28 protein-coding genes are annotated in these 26,316 nt (G+C 39.3%); 11 read left to right on the top strand and 17 right to left on the bottom strand.

The genetic code is table 11. The annotated features are described in order from the left end of the window. Nucleotides 1-12: 12 nt before the first annotated feature. From AC58NB_RS14375 to AC58NB_RS14360, 4 genes are all read right to left on the bottom strand, one after another. Complete coding sequence (locus AC58NB_RS14375; RefSeq protein ID WP_497427523.1) at nucleotides 13-2,373, bottom strand: penicillin acylase family protein; 2,361 nt, start codon at nucleotides 2,371-2,373, stop codon at nucleotides 13-15. 138 nt (nucleotides 2,374-2,511) lie between these two features. Next, nucleotides 2,512-4,923, bottom strand: a complete 2,412-nt coding sequence (locus AC58NB_RS14370) for a heavy metal translocating P-type ATPase (protein ID WP_497427522.1) — start codon at nucleotides 4,921-4,923, stop codon at nucleotides 2,512-2,514. Between the two features lie 77 nt (nucleotides 4,924-5,000). Continuing rightward, nucleotides 5,001-5,207, bottom strand: coding sequence for a copper chaperone CopZ (gene copZ, locus AC58NB_RS14365; RefSeq protein ID WP_497427521.1), 207 nt, complete (start codon nucleotides 5,205-5,207; stop codon nucleotides 5,001-5,003). Between the two features lie 11 nt (nucleotides 5,208-5,218). After that, nucleotides 5,219-5,554 (bottom strand): metal-sensitive transcriptional regulator, encoded by a 336-nt coding sequence (locus AC58NB_RS14360; RefSeq protein WP_497427520.1) that lies wholly within the window; start codon nucleotides 5,552-5,554, stop codon nucleotides 5,219-5,221. Between the two features lie 182 nt (nucleotides 5,555-5,736). Here AC58NB_RS14360 and AC58NB_RS14355 point away from each other — a divergent pair, with 182 nt between their 5' ends. Continuing rightward, entirely contained in the window at nucleotides 5,737-6,351 is a 615-nt protein-coding gene (locus AC58NB_RS14355; protein WP_497427519.1) for a histidine phosphatase family protein, read from the top strand. Nucleotides 6,352-6,532: 181 nt separating this feature from the next. Here AC58NB_RS14355 and AC58NB_RS14350 read toward each other — a convergent pair whose 3' ends face one another. Next, on the bottom strand, nucleotides 6,533-7,360 hold the full coding sequence (locus AC58NB_RS14350; protein ID WP_497427518.1) for an AAC(3) family N-acetyltransferase: 828 nt from the start codon (nucleotides 7,358-7,360) through the stop codon (nucleotides 6,533-6,535). A gap of 60 nt (nucleotides 7,361-7,420) precedes the next feature. Next, complete coding sequence (locus tag AC58NB_RS14345; RefSeq protein ID WP_497427517.1) at nucleotides 7,421-8,326, bottom strand: diacylglycerol/lipid kinase family protein; 906 nt, start codon at nucleotides 8,324-8,326, stop codon at nucleotides 7,421-7,423. 148 nt (nucleotides 8,327-8,474) lie between these two features. On the opposite strand from AC58NB_RS14345, the gene rraA reads away from it, so the two are divergent. The 3 genes from rraA (at nucleotide 8,475) to AC58NB_RS14330 (ending at nucleotide 10,805) form a co-directional block, all read left to right on the top strand. Beyond that, nucleotides 8,475-8,960, top strand: a complete 486-nt coding sequence (gene rraA, locus AC58NB_RS14340) for a ribonuclease E activity regulator RraA (RefSeq protein WP_497427516.1) — start codon at nucleotides 8,475-8,477, stop codon at nucleotides 8,958-8,960. Nucleotides 8,961-9,116: 156 nt separating this feature from the next. Continuing rightward, nucleotides 9,117-9,200 carry a putative holin-like toxin gene (locus AC58NB_RS14335; RefSeq protein WP_491078047.1) on the top strand — a complete coding sequence of 28 codons (84 nt, stop codon included), beginning with the start codon at nucleotides 9,117-9,119 and terminating at the stop codon, nucleotides 9,198-9,200. A gap of 297 nt (nucleotides 9,201-9,497) precedes the next feature. After that, nucleotides 9,498-10,805 (top strand): hemolysin family protein, encoded by a 1,308-nt coding sequence (locus tag AC58NB_RS14330; RefSeq protein WP_497427547.1) that lies wholly within the window; start codon nucleotides 9,498-9,500, stop codon nucleotides 10,803-10,805. A gap of 191 nt (nucleotides 10,806-10,996) precedes the next feature. Here the strand turns inward: AC58NB_RS14330 and AC58NB_RS14325 are convergent, their stop codons facing one another. After that, complete coding sequence (locus tag AC58NB_RS14325; protein ID WP_497427515.1) at nucleotides 10,997-11,293, bottom strand: rhodanese-like domain-containing protein; 297 nt, start codon at nucleotides 11,291-11,293, stop codon at nucleotides 10,997-10,999. A gap of 86 nt (nucleotides 11,294-11,379) precedes the next feature. After that, the gene (locus tag AC58NB_RS14320; RefSeq protein WP_497427514.1) at nucleotides 11,380-11,643 is read right to left on the bottom strand and encodes a metal-sensitive transcriptional regulator; all 264 of its coding nucleotides are present in this window, start codon (nucleotides 11,641-11,643) and stop codon (nucleotides 11,380-11,382) included. A 280-nt stretch (nucleotides 11,644-11,923) separates the two neighbouring features. Here AC58NB_RS14320 and AC58NB_RS14315 point away from each other — a divergent pair, with 280 nt between their 5' ends. The 3 genes from AC58NB_RS14315 to AC58NB_RS14305 are packed head-to-tail and all read left to right on the top strand — an operon-like array spanning nucleotide 11,924 to nucleotide 14,152. Further along, nucleotides 11,924-12,706 (top strand): transporter substrate-binding domain-containing protein, encoded by a 783-nt coding sequence (locus AC58NB_RS14315; protein WP_497427513.1) that lies wholly within the window; start codon nucleotides 11,924-11,926, stop codon nucleotides 12,704-12,706. A gap of 23 nt (nucleotides 12,707-12,729) precedes the next feature. Continuing rightward, nucleotides 12,730-13,392, top strand: a complete 663-nt coding sequence (locus AC58NB_RS14310) for an amino acid ABC transporter permease (RefSeq protein ID WP_497427512.1) — start codon at nucleotides 12,730-12,732, stop codon at nucleotides 13,390-13,392. A 19-nt stretch (nucleotides 13,393-13,411) separates the two neighbouring features. Then, on the top strand, nucleotides 13,412-14,152 hold the full coding sequence (locus tag AC58NB_RS14305; protein ID WP_497427511.1) for an amino acid ABC transporter ATP-binding protein: 741 nt from the start codon (nucleotides 13,412-13,414) through the stop codon (nucleotides 14,150-14,152). Between the two features lie 386 nt (nucleotides 14,153-14,538). Here the strand turns inward: AC58NB_RS14305 and AC58NB_RS14300 are convergent, their stop codons facing one another. The 6 genes from AC58NB_RS14300 to AC58NB_RS14275 form a co-directional block, all read right to left on the bottom strand. Further along, complete coding sequence (locus tag AC58NB_RS14300; protein WP_497427510.1) at nucleotides 14,539-15,081, bottom strand: REP-associated tyrosine transposase; 543 nt, start codon at nucleotides 15,079-15,081, stop codon at nucleotides 14,539-14,541. Between the two features lie 153 nt (nucleotides 15,082-15,234). Beyond that, entirely contained in the window at nucleotides 15,235-16,308 is a 1,074-nt protein-coding gene (locus AC58NB_RS14295; protein WP_497427509.1) for an ABC transporter substrate-binding protein, read from the bottom strand. After that, nucleotides 16,305-17,105, bottom strand: coding sequence for an ABC transporter permease (locus tag AC58NB_RS14290; RefSeq protein ID WP_497427508.1), 801 nt, complete (start codon nucleotides 17,103-17,105; stop codon nucleotides 16,305-16,307). The genes AC58NB_RS14295 and AC58NB_RS14290 overlap by 4 nt, the downstream gene beginning before the upstream one ends. A 10-nt stretch (nucleotides 17,106-17,115) precedes the next feature. Further along, complete coding sequence (locus tag AC58NB_RS14285) at nucleotides 17,116-17,907, bottom strand: ABC transporter permease (RefSeq protein ID WP_497427507.1); 792 nt, start codon at nucleotides 17,905-17,907, stop codon at nucleotides 17,116-17,118. After that, nucleotides 17,897-19,003 carry an ABC transporter ATP-binding protein gene (locus tag AC58NB_RS14280; RefSeq protein WP_497427506.1) on the bottom strand — a complete coding sequence of 369 codons (1,107 nt, stop codon included), beginning with the start codon at nucleotides 19,001-19,003 and terminating at the stop codon, nucleotides 17,897-17,899. The genes AC58NB_RS14285 and AC58NB_RS14280 overlap by 11 nt, the downstream gene beginning before the upstream one ends. 28 nt (nucleotides 19,004-19,031) lie before the next feature. After that, nucleotides 19,032-19,574, bottom strand: coding sequence for a helix-turn-helix domain-containing protein (locus tag AC58NB_RS14275; protein ID WP_497427546.1), 543 nt, complete (start codon nucleotides 19,572-19,574; stop codon nucleotides 19,032-19,034). 366 nt (nucleotides 19,575-19,940) lie between these two features. Between AC58NB_RS14275 and AC58NB_RS14270 the strand changes: the two genes are divergently transcribed. Continuing rightward, nucleotides 19,941-20,270: a four-helix bundle copper-binding protein gene (locus tag AC58NB_RS14270; RefSeq protein WP_497427505.1), complete on the top strand. Its 330-nt coding sequence runs from the start codon at nucleotides 19,941-19,943 to the stop codon at nucleotides 20,268-20,270. Between the two features lie 68 nt (nucleotides 20,271-20,338). On the opposite strand, the gene gshAB is transcribed toward AC58NB_RS14270, so the two are convergent. Genes gshAB through AC58NB_RS14255 form a run of 3 tightly spaced genes read right to left on the bottom strand, consistent with a single transcriptional unit; the run spans nucleotide 20,339 to nucleotide 24,313 of the window. Then, a complete protein-coding gene (gene gshAB / locus AC58NB_RS14265; protein WP_497427504.1) occupies nucleotides 20,339-22,570 on the bottom strand; it encodes a bifunctional glutamate--cysteine ligase GshA/glutathione synthetase GshB in 2,232 nt (743 codons plus the stop codon). 13 nt (nucleotides 22,571-22,583) lie between these two features. After that, nucleotides 22,584-23,948, bottom strand: a complete 1,365-nt coding sequence (locus AC58NB_RS14260) for an MATE family efflux transporter (protein WP_497427503.1) — start codon at nucleotides 23,946-23,948, stop codon at nucleotides 22,584-22,586. A 17-nt stretch (nucleotides 23,949-23,965) separates the two neighbouring features. After that, entirely contained in the window at nucleotides 23,966-24,313 is a 348-nt protein-coding gene (locus AC58NB_RS14255; protein WP_497427502.1) for an ArsR/SmtB family transcription factor, read from the bottom strand. A gap of 128 nt (nucleotides 24,314-24,441) precedes the next feature. On the opposite strand from AC58NB_RS14255, the gene AC58NB_RS14250 reads away from it, so the two are divergent. The 3 genes from AC58NB_RS14250 (at nucleotide 24,442) to AC58NB_RS14240 (ending at nucleotide 26,256) form a co-directional block, all read left to right on the top strand. Continuing rightward, nucleotides 24,442-24,747 carry an iron-sulfur cluster assembly accessory protein gene (locus tag AC58NB_RS14250; RefSeq protein WP_497427501.1) on the top strand — a complete coding sequence of 102 codons (306 nt, stop codon included), beginning with the start codon at nucleotides 24,442-24,444 and terminating at the stop codon, nucleotides 24,745-24,747. Nucleotides 24,748-24,865: 118 nt separating this feature from the next. Then, the gene (locus AC58NB_RS14245; protein WP_497427500.1) at nucleotides 24,866-25,375 is read left to right on the top strand and encodes a DUF3231 family protein; all 510 of its coding nucleotides are present in this window, start codon (nucleotides 24,866-24,868) and stop codon (nucleotides 25,373-25,375) included. Between the two features lie 23 nt (nucleotides 25,376-25,398). Continuing rightward, on the top strand, nucleotides 25,399-26,256 hold the full coding sequence (locus AC58NB_RS14240; RefSeq protein WP_497427499.1) for a manganese catalase family protein: 858 nt from the start codon (nucleotides 25,399-25,401) through the stop codon (nucleotides 26,254-26,256). Nucleotides 26,257-26,316: the final 60 nt, after the last annotated feature.

Below are 26,316 nucleotides of genomic sequence, written 5' to 3'. Positions count from 1 at the left end.
GAATAATCTACTTTACCTCATTGGTGTTAACTTTAAGAAGGAACCATCCCGTTCATTTAGTTTTGTCACATGATACGTTCCGGTAACCCAATCTTTCATTTGATTTTGATACCACTCGCTGCCCAAATGGCCTGACTGTCCGGGTCCAACTAAATGTGATGCCTTTGATAAATCGGAGAGATCTGCAACGAACCTCCAAGATCCCCCATGATTAATATCCCCCAGATTATTGTAAGCTGCCGCCTGAACAGTAACCGAACTTCCCCCGCTTTCCACTGCTCCTTTATAATTAAACACATATTGAAGGGGACTGACACTGGATAGAGGATGTCTAAATTGAATTTGATGGTAATCTCCCCACTTCCAATTAGAAAGATGTCCACCTTGTAGTTCCTTTCCTTTTACCACTGCTTTAGTCAAACTAGTTTCCAGCACCTTCTTTATACCGCCCTTTTCTTCCACCCATCTACTTTCTTCACCCTTAAGTGTTTTCCGGAGAAGTTGATCAACAGCCTGCTTTTTTCCTCTGAAAAGAGAAAGCATTTCATCAGATATTTCATCATCAAACAGGGTGTCCGAGATTTCCGTCATCCACAATTGAAATATCAATGGAGCCGCCATATCTTTGTCATCGATGTAATTCCAGTCCCGCAGAACACCAATAGCCGCATTTTCGTTATCCTCAGATATCTCTTCTAAAAATTTCGGCAAAAATTCCTCTGCCTGAAGGTTTAGTTGATCCATTTGCAAATCTTTCATACCTTCACTTGTTAAATCAGATTCACTTGAAAGAACATCATCAATTCTCATTTGGCGATAGGGCTGTGCCCAATCATGGCTTATATGATAGGGATACCTATCATCAGTCACTTTATTATTTGCTGTTGATATATACCCTTTTTCTGGATTAATGGTACGCGGTAATTCAGTAAACGGGATATATCCAGTCCATTCGTTTTCTCCAGTCCATCCTTCTATAGGCAAAAGAGCATCCTGCCCTTTTTTTCGTATAGGAATCTTCCCATTAGCTTTATAGGCAATGTTTCCATCCTTTGAAGCAAATACAAAATTTTGGGCCGGTGATTCAAAATCCTCCAAGGACTTTTCGAATTCGGTCCAATTTTTTGATTTACCCATATTAAGCACTGCCTCCAATTCATTGGAAGGCTGTAAGGCCGTCCACTTTAAAGCCAATACATGCTCCATGCCAGAGCTTTCCAGAAACTCCGAGATGACCGGACCATGACGTGTGATTGTTATCTTATAATCTTCTGCTTTATGTCCTTTAATATCAATCTTCTCATGAATCACTTCTGCCTTTTCCCATTTTTCTTTAAAAAGAAATTCGTCTTCTTGCTCAGGATTTCTTTTCTCAATATATAAATCCTGTACATCCGGCCCTACATTTGTGACACCCCATGCAATATCTTGATTATGACCAAGGATTATACCTGGAATGCCCGCAAAGATTACACCACTTACATTATAGCCGGGACCCTCCAAATGTGTTTGATACCAAACAGAAGGAGTGGCCAGTGATAAATGAGGGTCATTGGCCAATAAAGGAGCTCCGGTCTTGGTTTTCTCACCTGATATGACCCAATTATTACTTCCATTAAATTCATTAGGGACCACTGAAGCAGATAAACTGCTTTCTATGTCGATTTCATCCTTTGTTATATTTACGGGAGCTCCTGCAGGATAACTCGGGAATAATTCATAAGCCTTTTCTTTCGGAAAGTTTTGCAGTAAATAGTGACGAAAAGCCTGACTGTTCCAATTGCCTCCCAAATCAAATGCCATATACTTTCCGATTGTCAATGAATCAATTGGTGTCCATTTTTCTGGTTCATATCCTAGAAACGTAAATTCAATTGGCCATTTTCCATCAGCCTTTCTCTCATTAATATAGGCATTTACACCATTAGCGAAAGATTGCAGTATTTCTTTAGCTTCCTCTGAATAAACAGGATAAGAATCTTCAGCCGTTCTCCTCAGGCCAAGCGTACGAAAATATTTATCATTTTCAAGTGTTGACTCTCCAATTACTTCACTTAACCGGCCGGACGCCTGCCTTCTTGATAAATCCATTTGAAACATTCTGTCCTGTGCTTGGACGTATCCTTGAGCGAAAAATAGATCCTGGGTATCACTGGCCTTTATATGCGGTACGCCTTCTCGATCACGCAAGACGTTCACAGAATTATGTAATCCTTTCAACCCAAGCTCTCCTTTTAGTTGCGGCAAAGGTCTTTTTAGAAAATACACCACTCCCAGCGAACCAATCAAAAGAAAGGCTGCCATAATGGCAATGACCCATAAACTAATTTTCTTTCCTTTTGACATCCGTTTTCTCGGCGCTTCAATTTCCATTATATCCCACCCCTTATACTCCTTACATTCTATAAAAGATGAGAGTTTCCTTTATTTATTAAAGACATAATCTTACCTTCCATCCATCGTTACAAAAACTAAAAAAGCTGACAAACGAGTGTCAGCTTTTCTTGATCTTTATTTTAGTTTGATTCGTTGGAGGCGCAAGGCATTTAACACGACACTCACTGAACTAAACGCCATTGCTCCACCTGCCAGCCAAGGGGCAAGCAGTCCCATAAACGCAACGGGGATTCCGAGAGTATTATAGCCAAAAGCCCAAAATAGATTTTGTTTAATATTTCGCATCGTCTGTTTACTTAAATACAGCGCATCAGCAATTCCATTTAAATCACCCTTCATCAGGGTAATATCTGCTGCTTCCATCGCAATATCTGTGCCTGTTCCAATGGCAATACCCGTATCAGCCAATGCAAGAGCAGGTGCATCATTTATGCCGTCACCAACCATTGCCACTTTTCGGCCTTTAGATTGAATCCTTTTCACCTCTGTCGCCTTGCCCTCTGGAAGGACTTCAGCAATCACATTTCCTATACCTGCCTGCTTTGCGATAGCCTGGGCGGTTCTCTCATTATCACCAGTGATCATCCACACATCAATCCCCATATCCTTAAGGCGCTGTATGGCTTGTTGAGATGTCTCTTTAATGGTATCTGCCACCGCAATGATTCCAGCAATATTCCCATCAACAGCTACAATCATCGCCGTTTTCCCTTTTTCCTCAAGTTCCTCCATGACTGATGTAACGAGGGTACTATCTATTTTGTGATTCATCATCCATTTTCTCGTCCCCACCAGGACTAGATTTTGTCCAACAGTTGCTTGGATTCCATATCCAGGATTGCTTTGAAAATCGACCGCTTCGGCAATTTCATACTCTCGTTCAACAGCCGCTTCCACAATTGCCTGCGCAAGTGGATGTTCGGATGGTTTCTCCGCAGCCGCAACCAGTTTTAGCAACTGTGCGTGATCCCATTCACCAATTGGTTCTATATCAGTTAATACTGGCTTTCCATGTGTAATGGTTCCGGTCTTATCCAATATAACCGTATCAATCTGATGAGCGGTCTCTAAATGTTCTCCACCTTTAAATAAAATACCGTACTCAGCCGCCCGGCCCGATCCTGCCATGATGGATGTTGGTGTAGCTAAACCTAACGTACATGGACAGGCTATAACGAGTACAGCAATCATGTTTTCCAGTGCCGATGTAAAATTTCCTCGATCGACGATAAAATACCAAACCAAAAATGTTAAAATCGCTATACCCACGACAATCGGGACAAAGACTCCTGATATTTTATCGGCCAAACGCTGGATCGGCGCCTTTGATCCCTGCGCCTGTTCAACTACTCTAATAATTTGGGAGAGGGCAGTATCTTTGCCGACTTTAAGGGCCTGTATTTTTAGTGAACCATTTTTATTAATAGTGGCACCGAATACGTAATCGTCCCTATTTTTATCTACAGGGACACTTTCGCCAGTTAACATCGATTCATCCACTGCAGAACTTCCCTCTATCACCTGCCCGTCTACAGGGATGCGTTCCCCTGGTTTCACATAGATTATGTCCCCTTTTATCACATCAGAAAGAGGGATCTTTATTTCTTTTTGATTCCGTATTACGATCGCCGTCTTAGGCTGTAACCCTATCAGCTTTTTAATCGCATCCGAAGAGCGTCCTTTTGCCTTGGCTTCAAATAATTTACCTAGCAAAATTAAAGTAATTAAAATGGCACTTGTTTCAAAATATAGATGCGGCATCTCCCCGTGATGGCTTCCACTCTTTACAATCGATTCATATAGACTAAAAAAATAAGCTGACGACGTACCAAGCACCACTAATACATCCATGTTGGCACTGCCATTTCGCAAGGCTTTGTAGGCACCTTTATAAAATTGCCAACCAATAATAAATTGAACTGGTGTTGCCAAAGCCAGCTGTACCCAAGGATTCAGCAATATATCTGGCACATACATCCAGGATGTAAAGGAAAAATGAGCTACCATCGTCCACAATAATGGCAAAGACAGAACTGCAGCCGCTATAAACTTAAACTGCTGTCTCTTAATAGCCGATTTTCTTGGATCGTCATCTTCTTGTGACTGTTGGTTCTTCGGGGCAGCTCCATATCCAAGCTTTTCTATTTTGGCAATTAGATTCTTTTCAGATATCTCTTCACCGGTATATTCAATTGTGCCTGTTTCCAAAGCAAGATTTACATTGGCATCCAGGACACCCTCCGTCTTATTCAGCACCTTTTCAATCCTGGCTGAACAGGCCGCACAGGTCATTCCGGTAATAACCAATTCAGATTTTTTCGTCGCTACGCCATACCCTATCTTTTCTATTTTTTCTTTTATATCTTTCGCTGATATAAGAGTCGGATCATATTTAATGGCGGAGGTTTCGGTAGCTAAGTTCACATTCGCCTCTTGAATCCCCTCCATTTTGCCCAGTACCTTTTCGATCCTCGCCGAACAAGCTGCACAGGTCATCCCTGTAATCTGATATTGAATTTGCTTCATGTTTTCACCACCTTATTGATCGCTTTCACCTGATAAGCCCAAAATGGTGAACAGCTTAGCTTTAACATCAATCAATCTTAATTGACATCATATCCTTGGTCATCAATGGTTTCCTTAATTGTTTCCAGACTAATCAGAGCCGGGTCATATTGGACTTCAACTTTCCCTGTCTCTAATGTAACGGTTACGGATGTAACCCCACCTAACTCACCAACACTGCTTTCCACCGCTTTTACACAATGCCCGCAAGACATCCCTTTTACATCTAAGATTGTTTTTTCCATTTTAATTCCTCCTATTTTTTCATTAACTTTTGTATAGTTATCAATACTTCATCGAGGACTTCCATATCACCTTGCTGAATCCGTTCTACTACACACGATTTCATATGGCCTTCAAGCATCAGCTTCCCAACGGCATTCAAGGCTGATTGCGTAGCGGCGATTTGAGTAATAATATCGTCACAATATATATCTTTTTCAATCATTCCTTTTATCCCTCTGATTTGCCCTTCCACTTTATTCAAACGGGTGATCAAACTTTTTTTCACTTTGTCAGAGTGATGACTCTTTCGTTCTTGATCATGGTGACAATGGTTACCCATGTCCTCAGTAATCTCTATCTCGCTCATAGGAACCTCCCTCCTGCATATCTATCATCAAATATACTATACCCCCCTACAGTATATAAAACAACTTTTTTAATTAAATGACAGAATTTTTTAAAACCTTCTTAGATGTTCAATGTTTTCATATCAAACCCTGATTGCGTTATACTTATGATTATTCACAAATAGCAAAGGAGACATGTACATTGCTTACAATCTACTTAACTAGACATGGGCTAACAGAATGGAATGTTAATCGAATTATGCAAGGCTGGGGAAATGGCGAACTGACTGAAAAAGGTATCAATGATGCAAAGGCCCTTGGAAAAAGACTTGCAGATGTAAAGATTGATAAAGTGTACAGCAGCAGTTCCAAACGCGCTTACGAAACAGCTCAATATATTATTGGAGAACGTAAGATCAGCCTGATTCAGGAAGATGACTTACGTGAGATGCATTTCGGTGATTGGGACGGCCGTATTCGAGATGAAATTGAGGCGGAATATCCAGAGGAATTTAAAATCTTTTGGGAAACCCCACATTTATTTGAAACGGAGACTGGCGAAACATTTAATCAGCTTAAGAAAAGAGCCGTTGACGTATTTGAACGGATTATAAATGAGAACCCTTCCGGAGGAACGATTCTTATTGTGACTCATTCCATTTTCCTGCGAGTACTGCTTACTTATATTAAAGATACTCCTCTATCAGATGTCTTTAAAGCGACTCCTCCAGGTAACACAAGTTTAACGAAGCTCGAAATTCGTGAAGGGGAAATCGAACTCTTATATGAAAATGACATGCAGCATGTAGAAGTATGAATTAACCTAAAGGCTTTCCTTCCACTAATTGGAGGGAAGCCTTTTGTTTATCCCTCTTTATGTAATGTCCAGTAATCTAATAAGATGCAAAAGAAAAAGGGAACTACTAGCCATAAAACTGTTATTCAGCCAGATTCCCTTAGACAGAGGTCTCTTAAGTTTGAAGAATTCATCTATAAAACTAAATCTTTTCTCCATTTGTAAAACTAAATTTTTCTTCATTCTTAAAAAATACTTCTGCATAATCCACTGCTTCCCGCAAGGAAAACAATCTGGAATCAGCACTTCCAATTTTACCTTTTATAACGGTGTGCTGCTGTTCGAACGCGATTCCTATTGTTTCAAATTCAGTATCATCATATTCAATATCCATGTATTCCACCCATTTCCGCTCTCCTTCTACAAAGACAGGTGCTCCTTTTTGGATTACTTCTCTAGTGCCGGAACGATATTCAGCTAAATGAAAGCAAGTATTCGTTTCATAACTGGTTCCGATAAACAGGACATGGGCATCTAAATCATACAGTTTTCTTAATGGAGACCCTTCCCCAAGACCATTTTCTAAAGTATGCTGAGCCAGAATTTCCTTACTCCGTTTCCCCCATCCTGTGAACGAAACGTTTGGGTGGTCACTCCTTAACACATCCGGATAGGTGCGGAATAATTCAGCTATTTTCCCCATTCCATAGGTAGGTGTAATCTCCGGCTCATATGCTGGCATTGTATTTCTTACCGTTTCCCACCACTCCCAAGGGATCGGCGGGTTTAACCATTCAGCCGGATCCGACAAATCAGCTGATTGAGCTGGCATGATAATGGTTCCTTCATCTGTAACTGTATCCATTATCGCCTGAATTACGGCTACAGGCCCCCCATTAATCCATCCAACCGAGGAAAGCGAGGAATGGACAAGGACACTCATACCTCGCTTTAATCCTAAACTGCGCATATCTGCACGGAGCAGCTCGCGTGTCCGGGGAAATGGAGTATTCTCAATCAACTTAGACATAGGCTCACTTCCAATTCTGCTTTTCTATCATTTTAAATGGTAAAGAGAAGTTTTGTAACCCTACTCTATAATTTCCCCTGTTATCATGTGTAAATGATGTTTCAATATCTTCATGGTTGCGGGAGTTTCCATATAAATCTCACCATCTGTATCCGCAGCCAGCACTTCATCTGTTTCAATGGACAATGATGCAGTCTGCAAATGTAATAGTCTCGCTTCAGTATCAATTGGGCTTTCGTCTGGGGGAACCAAGGAAAATAAATCAAGAAAGGCACCAAAAGATGATTCTTTCACTACTAACACATCAAAAAGTCCATCATTCATTTTGATGCTCGCCAGTGGAATTTGATTAGATCCAATATATTTACCGTTTAGTACCAATACCATGACTGCCTCATCTTGATACTCTCCATGATCCGTTTTCATTTTAAAACGAAAAGTCTCTGCTTCTTTCACTGTCCGCAACGCGCTTATAAAGTAACTCATTTTACCCATTAATCTTTTGTGATTTTCATCTATATTGTTTGATGTATGAGCAATGAGCCCAATACCCCAGAAATTAAGAAAATAATGGTCATTTACTTGACCTATATCTACAGGAATAGATTGGCCATCCATAATGGTCTCTGCCGCTTTTTTTAAATTTTGAGGGATATTGAGCATTCTGCTGAAATCATTACAAGTCCCTCCTGGCAATATTGCTAAAATGGGTCTCTTTTTCAGAGAAGCAAGACCATTGATGGCTTCATGAACAGTTCCATCCCCACCCAGAATAATAACCAGGTCGTACCTTTCTCCGAGCTCATGGCAAATTCTTTTAGTTTCCCCTGCCTCTTCTGTCTGCACCACTTTTAATTCTTTCGTTCCCGCACTGATAACAGGAAGTACGGCAGCAAGCGCTCGGTCCGTCTCTGTTTGACCCGCAGCTCCATTGTAAATAAATAGTGCCTGATTATACATACCCATAATCCTTCTCCTCATCTTCCTATAACGTATACTTCATCTATTCCCATGCTACCTATATTTAAAAACATTCCTCTTCTAATAAATGGATAATTTACAGATAATTCAATATAATCAATTTAAAATTAAATGTGAAAGGATGCGAGAAAATATGAAAACCGCTGATTTATGTGATGAGTATGCTGACCGCTTAAAGCTATGCAAAACTCCATTTCATTCATATGGAAAGAACAAAGAATTCCATGGAGAGATCCAAACCGTTCAAGTGTATGAAGATAATGTAATGGTAAAGGAATGCCTAGAAACAATTAAAGCTGGAACTGTTCTAGTAGTGGACGGAGGAGGCTCTTTGAATTGTGCACTTTTAGGAGATAGATTAGCAGCCATTGCCGCTGAAAGAGATATAAACGGAATCATTATTAACGGGTGCGTCCGGGATTCTACCGATTTGGCTGGTATAGCAATCGGGATAAAAGCAATTGGAACTTGCCCATTTAAAAGCGAGAAGATAGGAAAAGGTTCAAAAGGAGAATCATTGTCATTTGGAGAAGTAGAATGGATACCTGGACAATATGTATATGCCGATGATGATGGTGTCATTATTTCAGATAAACCATTGCATGCCAAGCTGGGATAACTAAATCCCAGCTTTTTTGTTAGATGAGTCAAAAGTCATTATTTGCGTCAAAAACAGAACATATGTTCTTAGAATTACTAAATCTATGCTATAATAAACTAGCAAAAGTCATTTCCATTAAGTAGAAACCAATCCACTGAAATGGAGTGATGTCCCATGTCCATCTTTGAGACATTTATGGTTACATTCAGCTTTGCCACCTTGATTCTGACAGTAATCACGATAAATAATAAAAAATAACCTCTCAGGTCTTTTAAAAGAATGAGAGGCCTCTAATCATTATGACCTGTCTCCAATAAGGAGTGGCTTTTGCAGAATCATGAATGCCCACCATTCATGATTCTTTTCTAGTTAAAGAGTATCATAAAGATTGAGCAAAGTCACTTGGAGGAGTATCCTGTATATAGGTGAATTTTTAACCATATATCATAAAAAAGTTTAAACAAGAGCCTGTTGGTGAAAAAATATGTATAGGGATTTTTTTGTCAGGAGGTGAATCTTTACTCATGCTTCGGGTAAAGAATTTGAATGGAGACGATGGACATAGTTAATCTAATTTTACTTTTATTCTTACTGGCAAGTACGATGTTTTTCGTTGCATCGGAATTTGCTATTGTTAAAGTCCGTGCGACCAGAATAGATCAGCTTGTTGCAGAAGGAAATCGAAAAGCTATAGCAGCTAAGAGGGTTGTCACACATTTAGATGAATATTTATCAGCCACTCAACTTGGTATCACCATTACCTCATTAGGTATTGGGTGGCTTGGCGAGCCAACTGTAAAACATCTCATTGACCCGCTATTTAAACATTTACACATTCAAGAATCTGTAGCGTCTGTAATATCCTTTGTCATTGCCTTCTCCATTATTACATTTTTACATGTGGTAGTAGGTGAATTAGCGCCTAAATCAGTTGCAATCCAAAAGGCCGAAACAATTACAATGAATTTTGCACGCCCGCTTATTATGTTCTACAGAGTGATGTTTCCTGTCATATGGGCACTCAACCATTCTGCTCGTTTTATCACTAGTTTATTTGGTATAAAACCGGCATCCGAAGGAGACATTGCCCATTCTGAAGAAGAATTGCGGATGATTCTTACTGACAGTTATCAAAAGGGAGAAATCAATCAATCTGAATTTAAATATGTGAACAATATCTTTGAATTTGATGACCGGATTGCGAGAGAAATTATGGTTCCACGTACAGAAATTCATGCTTTTCAAAAGGATGATATTTTAGAAGATATTGTCTTCTCTTTAAATAATGAACAATATACGCGTTATCCTGTCACTGATGGAGATAAAGATACCATTATTGGGTTTGTGAATGTGAAGGAATTACTAACTGCAAGTCTTAGAAGCGGTTTGAAAACAGATATGCCGATCCGAGATTATGTCAAACCAATTATTACGGTTATTGAAACGATTCCTATTCATGATTTGCTGGTAAAAATGCAGAAAGAACGGATCCACATAGCCGTACTACTTGATGAATATGGCGGAACTTCCGGTATTGTTACGGTTGAGGACATCCTCGAAGAGATCGTTGGGGAAATTCGCGATGAATTTGATACAGATGAGCTTCCAGAGATTCGTAAAATAGCTGATTATCATTATATTTTGGACGCAAAAATGCTATTATCTGAGATTGAAGATCTGCTTGGAATACACATGGATTATCCGGACGTCGATACATTAGGCGGTTGGTTTTTAACCCATAAAATCGACGCAGCCATTGGAGATTCATTAGAAGAAGATGGCTACATCTTTACCGTACAGGATGCGGAAGATCACCATCTACTATATATTGAAGTAAAAAAGGCAGCTAAAGTTAAAAATTAACGAATGATAAATGATAAAGCTGAGCATGCATACTGAAAAAGTTGCATGCTTTTTTTATCGATTAAATCACGGGTAAAAGAGAGCAACAAGTGAAATCTCACAGATTTTGCTGACCCACCTGAACCTTTAAAGAAAAAATGGCATAAAAAAGACGAGGACTCGAGCGTGAACCGATTCCTCGCCTTTTCTCATTATTCGGTTTCCCCTTCCCATTCGAGCATGCCGCCATTCATATTGGTGACATCATATCCCTGGGATTCAAGAAACTGGACAGCTCTGGCACTCCGTCCCCCTGCATGGCAAACTACAATATATTCTTTTGATTTATCTAACTCATTTGTGCGAAACTCAAGCAAGCCTAAAGGAATATTAATTGCTGTTGGTATTTTGCCGCTTTGTACTTCATCTACTTCACGAACATCAATAATATTTAAGGACTGCCCGGCCATTAATCTTTCTTCTACTTCATGTGGTTCAATTGTTTTCATCAGATCGATTTCGCCTCCCTTGAGTACTTTTCTTTATTACCCCTATAGGTATAACAAATTTCGATAAAAAAAGCCAACCGAAGCTCTCAGCGACTTTTGACCAATAAATTGACAGCTTCATTCACTAATTTTTCCTTCTCCTCATTCTCTGCATCCTCCGCAGCTTTTACACACTCAATTAAGTTATCACTGACAATGACCCCAATTGTTTTATCGACTGCAGAACGTACCGCAGACAATTGCGTAACAACTTCTTTGCAATCTTTCCCCTCTTCCATCATGTTCAATATCCCCCGTAACTGCCCTTCCATCCGCTTAATACGGTTTTTAATTTTATCATTATAATCCATTGACCTCACTCCTCAAATTAATCAAATCGTTTCTCTGTAGAAAGCGATGTTGATAAAAACAAAATCATCTATCGGATAGAACATTTATCTCCCATTAATCAGTATCAGTATACCTGATATTACAGGCAGATTCTATTTAGGTATGTACTCCATCCCCCTTCCATACCAGCATTTACTATTCCAATAAAGTTGTTTTTTAGTATTTTGGTTAATTAATGACATTTGAGGGTATTTAGTTAGAAAGCAAGCTCTACAGACCCAGAAAGGAGATTCTAGTGGAATGAAAAAAAATACTCTTCCTTTTATCTTTCTATTATTCCTGCTTGCCACCCTGACTGCCTGTGCAGAAAAGGAACAGATGGCAAGCGGGGCAGAATTAATCAACAAAGATCAATTCGTTTTCACCGCATCCGGAGAATTCAAACCCTTCAGTTATATGAATGATGATATGACTATGACTGGCTTTGATATTGAGGTTGGGGAAGCAATTGCTAAAGAACTGGGACTTGAACCTGTCCAAAAGCAAATGAAATTTAAAGGAATTGTCGAAGGTGTAAAAACTGGCAGAGCGGATGCCGCAGTAGCCAGCCATACCATTAATGAGGCGCGTTCAAAGTTCGTCCTCTTTTCTACTCCCTACTACTATTCCGGTCCACAAATTTTCACCCGTCCAGACAGTTCCATTAAAACTGCTGAAGATTTAAAAGGAAAAGAAGTCGCAGCAGCCAAAGGATCTACATATGCAGATACTGCCAGCAAATATACATCTGATATTAAAACATATGATAGTGATGTGACTGCACTCAAAGCTTTAAGCAATGGCCGCCATGATGCTGTCATTACCGATTTTGTTACAGGAAAAACCGCTGCTAAGGAAGGTTTTAAGATCGTTGGGCAGCAGCTTATCGAACGCAGTGAACAAGCGATTGTGATTCCAAAGGATAACCCTAAGCTTCTCAAAGAAGTGAATACAGCACTTGAAGAATTGCGTAGAAACGGTACGTTATCAAAAATCAGTATGAAATATTTTGGTGAAGATATCACTCAGAAACCAGATAAATAATTTAGGAAAGGGAGCTGTTATGATTGCAAAGTTTATCACATTTTTTTCAAACATTGGTTGATACCCGCGGGGTATTCTTCGATGCCCTTCTATTAACTCTTGAACTAACAGTTGTATCGATCATTTTCGGAATTATCATAGGACTTTTTGTGGCATTATTAAAAATCTCAAAAATCAAATTACTTGGATACATATCTGATGCCTATATTTATCTTGTTCGAGGTACTCCATTAATTGTTCAAATTTTCATCCTTTATTTCGGTTTCAGCGGTATTTTTTTGATTCCAGATTTCTGGGCAGCCTCTTTAGCTCTCGCCTTCCATAACGGAGCTTATATTGCTGAGATATTTCGTGGAACAATTCAATCAATTGATAAAGGGCAGATGGAGGCTGGTCGCTCACTTGGTATGACACGCGGACTCGCCATGCGCCGGATTGTTTTTCCGCAAGCTTTCCGAAGAGCACTGCCACCGCTTGGAAATCAATTCATTATTGGGCTCAAGGATTCCTCCCTTGCTGCTTTCATCTCATTGAATGAGCTGTTTAATGTTGCGACCACGCTTGGCTCCAATAATTTCGACGAGATGACCTACTTGCTCATTGTTGCCGTTTATTATTTGATATTGGTTGCCGTGTTAACACTTGGTCTTCGAGCTATAGAAAAGAGAATGGCTATTAGTGATTAGTCAAAGGGGGATTTAAAAAATGAATGAAGTAAGAGAAATGATACGCATTGAAAATCTAAATAAATCTTTTGGGGACTTACATGTTCTTAAAGATATCAATATGACTGTGTATGAAAGCGATGTTGTCTGCTTACTCGGATCAAGCGGATCTGGCAAAAGTACCTTGCTCCGCTGCCTTAATTTTCTTGAGAAAAAAGATAGCGGCTCAATTGTGGTCGAAGGTGAGCAGATCGAAATAGCCACCCATAATATCAATGAAGTACGTCAAAAAATCGGAATGGTCTTCCAGCATTTTAACCTTTTTCCTCATAAAACGGTGCTGGAAAATATCATAGAAGCCCCGATTATGGTGAAGAAAATTTCTAAAGATATCGCAACAAAAGAAGCATTAGAACTACTAAAAAAAGTCGGCTTGGACGACAAAGCCGATGTCTACCCAAACAAACTATCCGGTGGACAAAAACAACGTGTAGCCATTGCCCGTGCCTTGGCTATGAAACCCGATATCATGCTATTTGACGAACCAACCTCTGCCCTCGACCCAGAGCTGGTTGGGGAAGTATTAACCACCATGAAGGAACTTGCCGAAGAAGGCATGACCATGATCATCGTCACTCATGAAATGAGCTTTGCCCGTGAAGTCGCTGACTGGATATTCTTCATGCATGAGGGTAACATTTTAGAAAAAGGCACCCCTGCACAAATATTTGAAAATCCTACAGAAGAACGAACTAGGGAATTCTTTGGAAGCCAGTTATAATAATACCCCCCTCCTTCGATGGGAGGGGGTTTTTGCGATTATCCCGGGGATAGGCACTTTATATCTGGGGGATGGGCGGGGCTAGCCAGGGCATAGCCCGACTATAGTCTCTTTCCCCTGGACTTCACCTGCCTTTGGCCCGCTTTTACCCTGGTATAGCCGGTTCATAGCCCCACTATAACCTCTTTCCTCTGGACTTCACCTGCCTTTGACCCGCCTTTACCTGGGCATAGCCGCTCCATAGCCGGCGCATAGCCCCACTATAACCTCTTTCCCCTGGACTTCACCTGCCTTTGACCCGCCTTTACCCGGGCATAGCCGCTCCATAGGCACTCTACAAAATAAAAAGCGCCAACCGCTTGGCACTTTTTATCCTACATTATAAGTTATGATTGTTTTTCAACGAATTTTTTATATAATTCTCTGGGATTATTGGGATAACAAGAATAAGTCAATTCCGTATCGATCAGTGGATGATTTCGGGGAGAGTGATTGGAGAATGTGGCGTAACTACTCCATTGATAATCCTGAGGATTCGTGACTATGCCTGCTGCAACTGGGTTCATATGAACATATTTGCTTACATTTAAAAAATCATTTGAGTTACCAACTAATCTGGAATAGTACCCTGCTTGAAATACATGACCGTGGGAGTGGTAAGTATGGTTAAAATAGATAGCATATCTTTGTTGAATGGTTTGCATAATTTTGCTCAAAGAGGAATCGGAGGGTTGGATGAGTAGGTGAAAGTGATTGTTCATAAGGCAATATGCATGGATTTTAAATTTAAATTTGCTATATGTTTCGGCAAGAATAATCATGAATTTATGCTTATCAATCATGTTATAAAAAATCGGCTCTTTTCTAACCCCTCTATTAGTAATGTGGTAAATTTGAAATGTATCAAACATATTCTGGTTATCGAGCAATAATAGTACCTCCCTTAAAGTTATTATATTACTATTTCGACCTCAGGCGCCTCTATCCCTTTAAGTTTGTGAAATTTTTATCATACATTAAAGCTCCCTTATTCCAATAAAAAAACCGACCCCACTCTTAAGTGAAATCGGTTTTTCATAGCATTATTTTTTATGCATTTTGAATTCAAGGAAGAGCTCATTGTAATGAGCCAGCATCTTTTTGCCGAGATTATCATAGACCTCGAGACGGTCTGTTAATTCTGCAGATGGATAAAAGCGTTCATCGCCAGATACATCTTCACCTAAGATTTCAAGGGCAGCATTATTTGGCGTTGAATAGCCAACATAGTCTGCATTTTGGGCTGCATTTTCAGGATCAAGCATAAAATTAATAAATTGGTGTGCGCCTTCTACATTTTTGGATGTTTTCGGGATAACCATATTATCAAACCATAGGTTAGATCCTTCTTCCGGCACTACATAGTCAATGTCTTCGTTATCCCACATTATATCAGCTGCATCACCGGACCAAACGAGCCCGACTGCTGCCTCCTCTTGAGCGAGAAGCATTTTAATTTCATCGCCCACGATAGCTTTGATATTTGGAGTGAGTGTATCCAATTTAGACTTTGCTTCCTGTAGATGCTCTTCATTTGTATCATTTAATGAATAATGAAGGCTGTTTAGGCCCATACCTATAACCTCACGCGCTCCATCAACCAGCAAAATCTGATTTTCTAAATCCTTGTCCCATAGATCATTCCAGCTTTTGAACTCTTTATCTGGCAGGAGTTTCGTATTATAGGCAATTCCAACGGTTCCCCAGAAATATGGAACCGAATATTTATTCCCCTCATCAAAGGAAAGATTAAGGAAACGGGAATCAATATGCTTCATATTTGGTACTTTATCGTGATCAATTTTGATCAGTAAGTCATCTTCTTTCATTTTGCTGATGGCATATTCCGAAGGGACTGCCACATCATAGGATGTACCGCCCTGTTCGATTTTTGTCATCATCGCTTCATTTGAATCAAAGGTTTGATAAATGACTTTAATGCCCGTTTCCTTTTCGAATTTATCAATTAAGTCTGTATCGATATAATCTCCCCAATTGTAAACCGTTAAGGTATTGTCCCCGGCATATCCTTCTGAAGCATTTAATCGATCAATCAAATACAGAAGACCGAATGAAGTAATCAAAATTAGAATCAGGGTACGAGTCAGTTTGCTCATTCTTTAACCCCCATTCGCGGTTTGGAGCTTCTTTTTGTAATAAAGTAATATCCAATAACCAAGAGAATTGTAAATAAGAATAACAAGGTTGATAATGCATTTATGGTTAAGGTAATCCCCTGTCGTGCCATGGAGTAGATTTCAACTGATAAAGTAGAGAAACCATTTCCTGTCACGAAGAAGGTTACCGCAAAGTCATCCAATGAATAGGTTAATGCCATAAAGAAACCGGCAAAGATCCCAGACGTAATATAAGGCAGAATAACCTTTGTCAGCACATTCCATTGGCTTGCTCCCAAGTCACGAGCTGCATCAATTAGTGTCGGGCTCATTTCCTGTAGTTTAGGCAATACCATAATTACGACAATTGGAACACTAAATGCGATATGAGATAAAAGGACGGACATAAAGCCCAGTTTAATCCCAATGATGGTGAACATGATTAAGAAGGAAGCACCAATAATGACATCAGGGCTTACAATTAATACATTGTTCAGAGAAAGCAAAGTGTTCTTCGTTCTTCTCTTTCGTACCTCATGGATCGCCAGCGCTCCAAAAACACCAAGTATGGTAGAAATCGTAGCTGATAATAGAGCAATAACCAATGTATTTAAAACAATAATAAGTAAGCGTGTATCAGCAAATACTTCTTTATACCATTGCAACGTAAACCCATCAAAGCCATGCATTTTTCCGCCGCTGTTAAATGAATAGAACATCAGATAGAAAATTGGTGCATAAAGGATGGCAAACACTAAGATTAAATATAGATTTGATAGCTTAAATTTCTTTTTCATTTTCCATCCCTCACTTTCTTCTGCCTGTCAGAATCATTATTAATGCCATGGCGATTATTAGGAATACCGCAATCGTCGCTCCCATTCCCCAATCCTGGGTAACGAGAAAATGCTGTTCAATGGCTGTCCCCAATGTAATGACACGGTTTCCCGCAATCAAACGTGTAATCATAAACAGTGACAAAGCAGGAATAAAGACAGCCTGAGCACCTGATTTAACGCCGTCGAGTGTCAGAGGGATAATAACACGGCGGAAAGTCATCCATTTGGACGCTCCAAGATCACTGGCCGCATCTACATAGGATTGGTTCATTTCCTCCAGCGCGTTATATATCGGCAATAACATAAACGGTATAAATATATAAGTAGAAACAAATATAAAGCTAAAATCAGTAAACAGGATTTGCTTTGTGCCTATACCGAGTACTTCCAAAAAGGCGTTGGCAGCACCGTACGTACCAAAAATACCAATAAAGGCATATGCTTTTAAAAGCAGGTTAATCCAAGTTGGTAAAATAATTAATAGTAGCCATAATTGCTTATGTTTCGTTTTCGTTAATAAAAAAGCGGTTGGGTAGGCAATTAATAGAGAAATGACCGTAACTAAAAATGCATACCAAAACGAACTTAATGTCATTTTCATATAGACAGGTGTAAAGAATTTACTGTAATTATCTAAAGTGAATTGACCATCTAACCCAATAAAGGAATAATAGACAACCAAAATGATCGGGAATATAACGAATAAAGCAATCCAAATGGAGTACGGGATCAGGTAGAGAGTTTTCGCTTTATTCTTCATGGCCGGCCTCATTATATGCTTCTAAGCGTTTATCGAATTCTTCTTCCGTTTCCCCCGGCAGCATGACATGAATAGCTTCCTCATCAAAACTTAACCCTATTTCTTCCCCAACAACCGCTTTTTTCGTAGAGTGTACAAGCCACTCATTACCCGCTTCATCAAAGCAGCAAATTTCATAGTGAACACCACGGAATAATTGGGAATCCACACGTACCTGCAATTTTCCTTGTTCACGTGTAGTTATTTCTAAATCTTCAGGACGAATGACAACTTCGACAGACTCATTTTCTCTGAAACCACCGTCTACGCAGTCAAAACGTTTATCCGCAAATTCTACTACATAGTCAGCAATCATTTTACCAGGAACAATATTGGATTCCCCGATAAAGTCTGCAACAAATCGGTTAACCGGCTCGTCATAGATATCAGTTGGCGTACCACTTTGCTGAATTCTGCCTTTGTTCAAAACAAATATTTCATCACTCATGGCTAATGCTTCTTCCTGGTCATGTGTAACAAAAATAAAGGTAATTCCAAGGCGGCGCTGTAATTCGCGCAATTCATATTGCATTTCTGTACGAAGCTTTAAGTCCAGTGCTGATAAAGGTTCATCAAGTAAGATGACTTCCGGTTCATTAACAATCGCACGGGCAATCGCTACACGCTGACGCTGTCCACCGGACATTTCTTTGATTTCGCGTTTTTCATAACCTGCCAAGTTTACAAAGCGTAACGCTTCGGTTACCTTCTTAGCAATGTCTGCATTTTTCATTTTTTTTATGCGTAATCCAAATGCAACATTTTCAAATACGTTCAGATGCGGAAAAAGTGCATAATCCTGAAATACGGTATTAACCTGACGCTCGTTAGCCGGAACATTATTAATCAATTTTCCGTTAAAGTAAATCTTGCCTTTAGATGGCTGCATAAACCCTGCAATTAAGCGGAGAATCGTCGTCTTTCCGCAACCAGATGGCCCTAATAGTGTATAGAATTTTCCTTTTTCAATTTCAAAGCTAACATCATTTAATACCGCTGGATCGTCATCATATTGCTTTGTGACGTTCTCAAAACGAATAATAGTATGATCATTCATGTTCATTACTCCTTCTCGTGGATATTAATTATAGATAAGAATCCGTCGCTACAAGCAATAATTCTGAAATTCCATCGAAATCATTAATTAGTTGATGTTCTTCGGTTGCGTTAAAATAAATTGCTTCTCCTGCTTTGGCAGTATATGTTTTTCTGCCTAGAGTTATCATGATTCTACCTTTTAATACATAGCCAAATGTCTCCGAAAGTGAGGGTTCAAATTTTTTGAACTCCCCCTTCTGCTGCAATGTCAACAGAATCGGCTCCATTTCCTTTTCATTTGATTCTGGAACAAGCCATTGAATTTGATAACCTCGATCTTCATCCATAAAATCTGTCGTATCATTTTCTCCGTATACTACCTTCTGTTCACGCTCTTCCTCATCAAAAAATTGCTTCGGAGTACAGCCTAGAACTTCGAGTATATCAAAGAATGTTTCGATCGATGGTGAACTGAGGCCTCGTTCCAGCTGTGAGATGTATCCCTTGCTTAAATCGGTTCTTTCACCAAGTTCTTCTTGAGTCAGACCCTTTTTTAATCTTAAATTTTTAATTTTGCTTCCAATTTCCATTAGCATGGTAGGACCTCAATTTCGTTTATTATAAGTAAACTCTCACTAGAGAAAGTTTAATAGTACCAAACTTAAAGTTTACTATCAAACTCAAACTATTATACAACATTTTTAGGAAACATCAACAGAAATTTATATTAAAGTAAAGTTTTTAAATTTTATAAAAAAGGAAAACCCTATTTAAACACCTCTTCCTTGCCCATTCGTTAAATATCAGCATTAACCTGAAATAATATCAGTCAGCTGGGAAGAACCGATTTATTAACCAAATGATCAGACTAACTAACGGTTAATCCGTTTAATTTTATTCATCAAGGGAATTTGAATAGATAGGGATATAACTATATTTAGCGAGGAGGTTTTTTTATGAATAAGGAAATGTATCAAGATTGTATTAATGCCTGCATGGAATGTATGGATGCTTGTAATGCTTGTTTTGATGCCTGCTTAAAAGAGGATCATGTGCAAATGATGGCTGGATGTATCCGTCTGGATCGAGAATGTGCGGATATTTGTGCATTTGCAGTTAAATCCATGCAATCAAACAGTCCTTTTACGAAAGAAATCTGCACCCTTTGTGCGGCTATATGTAAGGCGTGTGGCGAGGAGTGTAAACAACACGACCATGATCATTGTCAAAAATGCGCCGAGGCTTGCTTCAAATGCGCTGAAGCTTGTCTTACTATGAGTGCTTAAATTAACAAGCTATCAGCTTTATAAAAGATAAAAGGCCGCAGCACGTTTGCCTGTTGCGGCCCTGTTATTTATCCAAAAAGTAATTGAAGAATTCGTTCCCCAGCCTTCCGGTTCTCTCCTTTGTATGGATAACAATGAATATGAATGGCAGGATTAAAATTAAGTTCAATAATTCCGTAATTCTTTTCACTTGCTTCAACAGTGTGATCATCAATCATCATATCAACACCACAGATTGTCGCTCCAACAGCTTTTGCCGATTGTATGGCCAATTCTTTATAGCTATCTGGAATATCATCCGTAAAATCAATGCTATCGCCACCCGTACTGATATTAGAGTTCTCTCTCAAATAAACGATCTCACCTTTTTGAGGGATATAGGTAAAGTTTTTATTCTGTCCTTTCAGGAATAGAGCTTCGCTTTCCCCTAATTGAATTTTCTCTAATGGAGTTTTATAGCCCTTTCCCCGCAATGGATCATTATTTTTCTCTGTAACCAGTTCAGCAATACTCGATTGTCCGTCACCTATCACATTGGCAGGGACACGGTGCAGAATTCCAGTTACTTGATCCCCCATGACCAGAAAGCGATATTCCTTACCACTTAGGAATTCCTCAATCAAAACGGTCTGATCATGGCTAAAAGCCATGTTTAATGCTTTCATATAATCGGCTTTAGAAAAAGAACTAGTGAAAATCGTTATGCCCAGTCCAAAATTGGTGGATTTGGGTTTGATTACAATTCGCTTGGCATGATACTGTTGATAATCATGAATCGCTGCCTCTATCGAAGGATAAGCTCCTCCATGTGGTACTCTTATATCGGCCTTACGGAGAACCTCCTTCGTAACATGCTTATTCTCCATGACTAAAACAGTACTGTATGAATCGAGCGATGTTTTGGTTGCCTGTTTTACATACTCGGTTTTCACGCCATCACTCAAGGCAATAAAATTTTCATCCCGGTCAACAATCTCCATTCCTATACCTCTTTTAATGGCATCTTTCATTAAGATTTGAGTGGAAAGCTCCATGTCCTCATACCCCAATAACGTAAATGAATGTTTTTCACTTTCGTGTAAATAATCAAAAGAATGTTTCATATGAAACATTTCATAGGATGATTGCTTAATGCCAGCCTTTATTTTCGTCGCATATGAAAGCTCTGGATGGATAAGCTTATTTTCAACATCATCCAGGATTCTGATGTACTTTTCTGCCAATCTTAATTCTCTCGCCATGTCTTTTATGCCGGTTACGATTGAGAGATAACTAATCTTAGTTTTATCCTCTTCATCAAGCAGCAGCATGTACAAGATAAATAGGTGAATAAAATAAAGAATCTCCTTACTTGTTCCAATCTTAAACAGAGGATTTAAATCCAACAGACGAATCTCAATATATCTGATTCCATTATCTAAAAGGCTTTGTAGGAGATCATCGCCTCTGTCTGCCTTCAAGCGAAGCGTATGATAATATTCATTTGCACACAACAATTCATGTTCCTGAATTAACGCTCGGATATCGTTCACATATTTTTCGACTGATTGATAGGAAACATCATAGTCTCTTCTATTTTTATAGCCGCATATGCTATTTCTGACCGAAGGGACTCCGGGAAGATAATAACTACCTTGAGTTAATCCTTCTGCCCTTTGCAGACATTCTGGAATATATGTATCATGAAAAACTGGACTTGCTCCGGTCACTTCAACCAATACATCTCGGTAGCGGTTAAAATTTCGGCTAATTTTTAAGTAGATATTATTTTTGAATTCTTGATATGAATTATGTTCGGATTGCTCTTGAAACAATTCATGAAGCAGTTCTTCGGAAAACGAAAAGTTATAATGTATACCACTGATCAATTGTTTCTTTCGGCCGTATTTCTGTGCAAGCTCATATCGATACTCTGTATCCTGCTCTTTTTCCATTCTGGCAATTGGAATCATAGATTCATCGGGGAGAATGGGCGGATTACTGCCGATCCACAAATATTCTCCTTGTTTCGAAAGCTCCAAACTCACGATATCATGTACATTCTCCAAAAAATCAAATGCCTCTTCAATCGTCGAGAACACAGGAGTTACCATCTCGATCTGGGACTCAGAAAAGTCTGTTGTAATATAGGGATTCTTCGCTCTGTTGCCAAATGCAACCGGATGCGGCGTCAAAGCGAGTGTGCCATCTCTATTAACTCTAATATTTTCCTTTTCGAGCCCAAAATTACCTCTCAACCATTGTTGGGATACGTTCTTTTCTTTCATGAACTTTAAAAGTCTATGGTCTATATTTGTCATAACTATACTCTCCTTACCAACCGTTACTGGAAGTCTGTATTCTTGATGTCTTATTTCTCATTCTTCGTAAAGTAAACATAAACCAAATCACTAGAACAATTCCCTTTAACAGACTGCTGAAGGCAATACTCATCCATACACCATTTAATCCAAATGGACCAGATAGAATGATGGCCATCGGGATTCTGAGTACTGTAAAGATAATACTAAATATTGGCGGTATATAGGTTTTCCCCAACCCATTAAACGCTCCGACTGTTAAAAGTTCCATACACATAAACACTTGAGAGTATCCAAGGATTCGCATATAGTCTGCTCCCAGTTTTATGCTAGCTGGTTCACTGATAAAAATAGAAAAAAGCTGCTCCGGCAATAGAATAAATAAGAGTGACGTAAGTATGCCAAACCCAATGGTCATATACAAAGCAATTTTGTATCCTTCATGAATTCGATCGAGTTTCTTTGCACCATAATTTTGGCCGACAAACGCGGCAATTGCCCCTTGCAGCCCACCTATTGTCATATAGGAAATGGACTCAATTTGTATACCGACTTTTTGGACGGCAATTGCATCTGCTCCCCATTGCACAATAATTTTGGCAATAATAATCGATATCCCAATAAAGGCTACCCTTTGTACCGTAATCGGAATCCCCATTTTAATGACTTCAATCATCTTTCGTCCATTCCAATTTGTACGGCCCCCAAAAGATAGAGATCGCCTGGAGTTAAACCAGAAAAGAAGCGTGACCGTCATGTTTGCTGTTAATGTAGCCAGTGCTGCTCCCATTACTCCCATTCCCGGTATAAATCCTGCTCCAAAAATTAAAAACGGATCCAGAATGATATTAATGATAAACCCAATCGTATAAACTCGAAATGGTGTTTTACTGTTTCCCATACTATTCAGAATCATGCTATATAGTAAATTCACGATTGAAAATATGACTCCAATCATGGAGATGACAAGGAATTGGACAGCCATTTTCTCTACTTGGTGATTGCCCAGTTCGAAAAAACCGATAAATGAATCCTTATAGATAAAGACAACAAGCGTATATAAAATAGCCAGAATAAGTGACATAATAAACCCGTTTTTTATGTATTCTGCCGCTTCATCTTGTTGATTAGCTCCTATGCATTGAGCAATTTTTACCCCGCTTCCGATTGAAACCATCGTGGCCAGGGCAACCGCCAAGTTAACGAAGAAACTCGCTGTACCAATGGCTGCCACCGGACCGCTGCCAAGCTTGCCAACCCATATCATATCGACCATACCGTAAGTCGTCTGGATAAAATTTGTCGCAATGATAGGGATGGAAAGCTTCAGAAGAGATGAAGAAATCGGATCTTCTGTTAAATGATAAGCATCCTTCAACTTGTTCCCTCCTATTCTCACTGCTTACGTAAAAAAGTGATTATTGACTCCACTCTTTCTTCGCACAACCGATATATTGTATATTTTCCTTCTCTTCTTCCTTTAATAACTCCACCCTTTTCCATGATTTTTAGATGATGGCTGACAGTAGAGTTTGGAAGCGAAAGGGCTGTGACAATTTCACACATACATAATTCCTCAATTAGTAGTAGTGACAGTATCTCCAGCCGAGTTGGATCGCCAAGCGCTTTAAACATTTCGGCCAAATCCAGTAAAACCCCTTCATTATTAACAGCTGGAAGCTGTTGTTTACCTTCTTCACATATACAACGCATTCTCTGATCCGTTTTTAATTTCCATGTCACAGTTGTTTTCCTCCTCACAATAGAACCATAAATCTAGTTTTATGGTTCTATTATAACCACATCATTTTAATAATGAAAATTTTTGCGGTACACTATTTAAAGAAAGATTTTTATTGGAGGGGATAGCTGTGAATTGTAAGATAAATCGTAATGCCGCTAAAGAATTAAAAAAATTACTTAGTACAGAGGAAGCCGAGGGAAAAATGATTCGTGTAGTAATCACCCATATGCACGGCGATCATGCTCACTATGATATTGAATTGGACACACCGACTGAGCATGATGAAATCGTCAAAACAGATAAGGATATCGATGTTTTACTCGATAGACGCGAAGATTTCCTTGATGGAGTATGGATCAAATACTTTTATCTACCTGAGCCAGGTTTTGAAATTACGAACCCTCAAAAAGAAGGACATGCACACCATCATTAATATATAAGTACAAAAGGCAACCAAATAATTGGTTGCCTTTTTTTGTATAAATAGAAGTTAACTGGTTCATATTAACAAATGAGCTCATCAATTTTAATAAAGGAGTCGACTATACGATATGGGTATATTAAGTGGAAATCCGCAAAAAGAACCAATGCATTATGGTGAAGTATTTGCTGTATGGACGCAATTAATGGGTGCACAAGCTATGATTCCAGGCTTTCAAACCTTGAAAAACCATACAGGTGATCATGATTTACGAGACTTATTAGATGACATGATTGCCAATGCCAGATCAGATGCAAAACAACTGCAGGAGTTACTGAAACATAACGGTATTGCACTTCCACCAGCGCCGCCTGAAAAACCAGAAAGCCAAATCGAAAATATTCCTCCTGGCGCACGTTTTACAGACCAAGAGGTCGCTGGACTTGTATCAGCTGATATAGCAGCTGGATTGGCTGCATGCGCTCAGGCAATGGCACAATGTATCCGCGAAGATATCGGCTTAATGTTTGGTCAATTTCATATGAAAAAAGCTCAATTTGGAGCAGCCTTACTGAAAATCAACAAAGAGAAAGGCTGGTTAATCCCCCCACCTCTTCATGTTGTGACAACAACTGAATAAATACGAAAGGAAGAGAAGCCTACATGTATTATTACAAAGAAGAGCTAATCAATATTATTAAACCTGATAAGCCAGATCCGGCTGCAGCGAAAGTATTACAAGAGACTTTGGGCGGACAATTTGGAGAAATGCGTACAATGATGCAATTTTTCTTCCAAAGTAATAATTTCAGAGGAAAGGCCACTCAATATAAGGATCTCATCAAAGGCATCTTTTTAGAAGAAATCAGCCATGTTGAACTGGTTCAAAAAACCATCAATCAATTATTAAATGATTCCGGTCTATCCTCAGAACCTGGCAACGGTGGCGCAGATGGCGCGCCTCTTGATGAAGCAATCAAGCACGCCAATCCACATCATTATATTATGGGAGCCCAGGCATCTCTTCCAGTTGATGCAGGCGGAAATCCATGGAATGGTTCATGGGTTTATGACCACGGTAACTTAATTGCCAATTTGCTGAATAATTTAATGCTTGAATCAACCGGTGTCCTTCAGAAAACAAGAATTTATGAAATGAGCAATAATCAGACATTCCGTGAGACGCTCGGATTTTTAATTGTCCGGGATAATGCCCATCAAAATGCTTTTGCTAAAGCTCTTGAAACATTGGGTGTCGATTGGGGTAAAATCTTCCCAGTTCCAAATTATGATATCAATAAATATCCTGAATGTAAGAAATTTGTGGATATGGGCTTCCATAATGCTCAGTTTAACTTCCGCTTAGACCCGACCAGAATTGCTGAAGTCTTCCAGGGAGAAACACCGAGCAGAAATGGCGGGACATTGTCGGTTACTCCACCACCGCAAGGGTTCCCTGTTCCCCAATTACCGGATCTGCCCAATGAGCATGCATCTGGAATCAGCGATATAAATAGATAAAAAGTACAGCTATCGATTCTATTTTAGAATGGGTAGCTGTTTTTTAATCCATTCCAATCT

The organism is Pradoshia sp. TA40_28 (assembly GCF_059694525.1).
The sequence above is the reverse complement of the archived record's forward strand: the minus strand, read 5'-3'. Positions and strand labels throughout refer to the sequence as shown.

Excerpts from the sequence above, each read along its gene's own strand:
- AC58NB_RS14295 (WP_497427509.1), bottom strand. The coding sequence starts at position 16,308 with ATGAGCAAACTGACTCGTACCCTGATTCTAATTTTGATTACTTCATTC.
- AC58NB_RS14335 (WP_491078047.1), top strand. The coding sequence starts at position 9,117 with ATGTCCATCTTTGAGACATTTATGGTTACATTCAGCTTTGCCACCTTG.
- AC58NB_RS14375 (WP_497427523.1), bottom strand. The coding sequence starts at position 2,373 with ATGGAAATTGAAGCGCCGAGAAAACGGATGTCAAAAGGAAAGAAAATT.
- AC58NB_RS14320 (WP_497427514.1), bottom strand. The coding sequence starts at position 11,643 with ATGGATTATAATGATAAAATTAAAAACCGTATTAAGCGGATGGAAGGG.
- AC58NB_RS14345 (WP_497427517.1), bottom strand. The coding sequence starts at position 8,326 with ATGGGTATGTATAATCAGGCACTATTTATTTACAATGGAGCTGCGGGT.
- AC58NB_RS14270 (WP_497427505.1), top strand. The coding sequence starts at position 19,941 with ATGAATAAGGAAATGTATCAAGATTGTATTAATGCCTGCATGGAATGT.
- AC58NB_RS14350 (WP_497427518.1), bottom strand. The coding sequence starts at position 7,360 with ATGTCTAAGTTGATTGAGAATACTCCATTTCCCCGGACACGCGAGCTG.
- AC58NB_RS14330 (WP_497427547.1), top strand. The coding sequence starts at position 9,498 with ATGGACATAGTTAATCTAATTTTACTTTTATTCTTACTGGCAAGTACG.
- AC58NB_RS14275 (WP_497427546.1), bottom strand. The coding sequence starts at position 19,574 with ATGGAAATTGGAAGCAAAATTAAAAATTTAAGATTAAAAAAGGGTCTG.
- copZ (WP_497427521.1), bottom strand. The coding sequence starts at position 5,207 with ATGGAAAAAACAATCTTAGATGTAAAAGGGATGTCTTGCGGGCATTGT.
- AC58NB_RS14370 (WP_497427522.1), bottom strand. The coding sequence starts at position 4,923 with ATGAAGCAAATTCAATATCAGATTACAGGGATGACCTGTGCAGCTTGT.
- AC58NB_RS14285 (WP_497427507.1), bottom strand. The coding sequence starts at position 17,907 with ATGAAGAATAAAGCGAAAACTCTCTACCTGATCCCGTACTCCATTTGG.
- AC58NB_RS14305 (WP_497427511.1), top strand. The coding sequence starts at position 13,412 with ATGAATGAAGTAAGAGAAATGATACGCATTGAAAATCTAAATAAATCT.
- rraA (WP_497427516.1), top strand. The coding sequence starts at position 8,475 with ATGAAAACCGCTGATTTATGTGATGAGTATGCTGACCGCTTAAAGCTA.
- AC58NB_RS14245 (WP_497427500.1), top strand. The coding sequence starts at position 24,866 with ATGGGTATATTAAGTGGAAATCCGCAAAAAGAACCAATGCATTATGGT.
- AC58NB_RS14325 (WP_497427515.1), bottom strand. The coding sequence starts at position 11,293 with ATGAAAACAATTGAACCACATGAAGTAGAAGAAAGATTAATGGCCGGG.
- AC58NB_RS14240 (WP_497427499.1), top strand. The coding sequence starts at position 25,399 with ATGTATTATTACAAAGAAGAGCTAATCAATATTATTAAACCTGATAAG.
- gshAB (WP_497427504.1), bottom strand. The coding sequence starts at position 22,570 with ATGACAAATATAGACCATAGACTTTTAAAGTTCATGAAAGAAAAGAAC.
- AC58NB_RS14290 (WP_497427508.1), bottom strand. The coding sequence starts at position 17,105 with ATGAAAAAGAAATTTAAGCTATCAAATCTATATTTAATCTTAGTGTTT.
- AC58NB_RS14280 (WP_497427506.1), bottom strand. The coding sequence starts at position 19,003 with ATGAATGATCATACTATTATTCGTTTTGAGAACGTCACAAAGCAATAT.
- AC58NB_RS14360 (WP_497427520.1), bottom strand. The coding sequence starts at position 5,554 with ATGAGCGAGATAGAGATTACTGAGGACATGGGTAACCATTGTCACCAT.
- AC58NB_RS14315 (WP_497427513.1), top strand. The coding sequence starts at position 11,924 with ATGAAAAAAAATACTCTTCCTTTTATCTTTCTATTATTCCTGCTTGCC.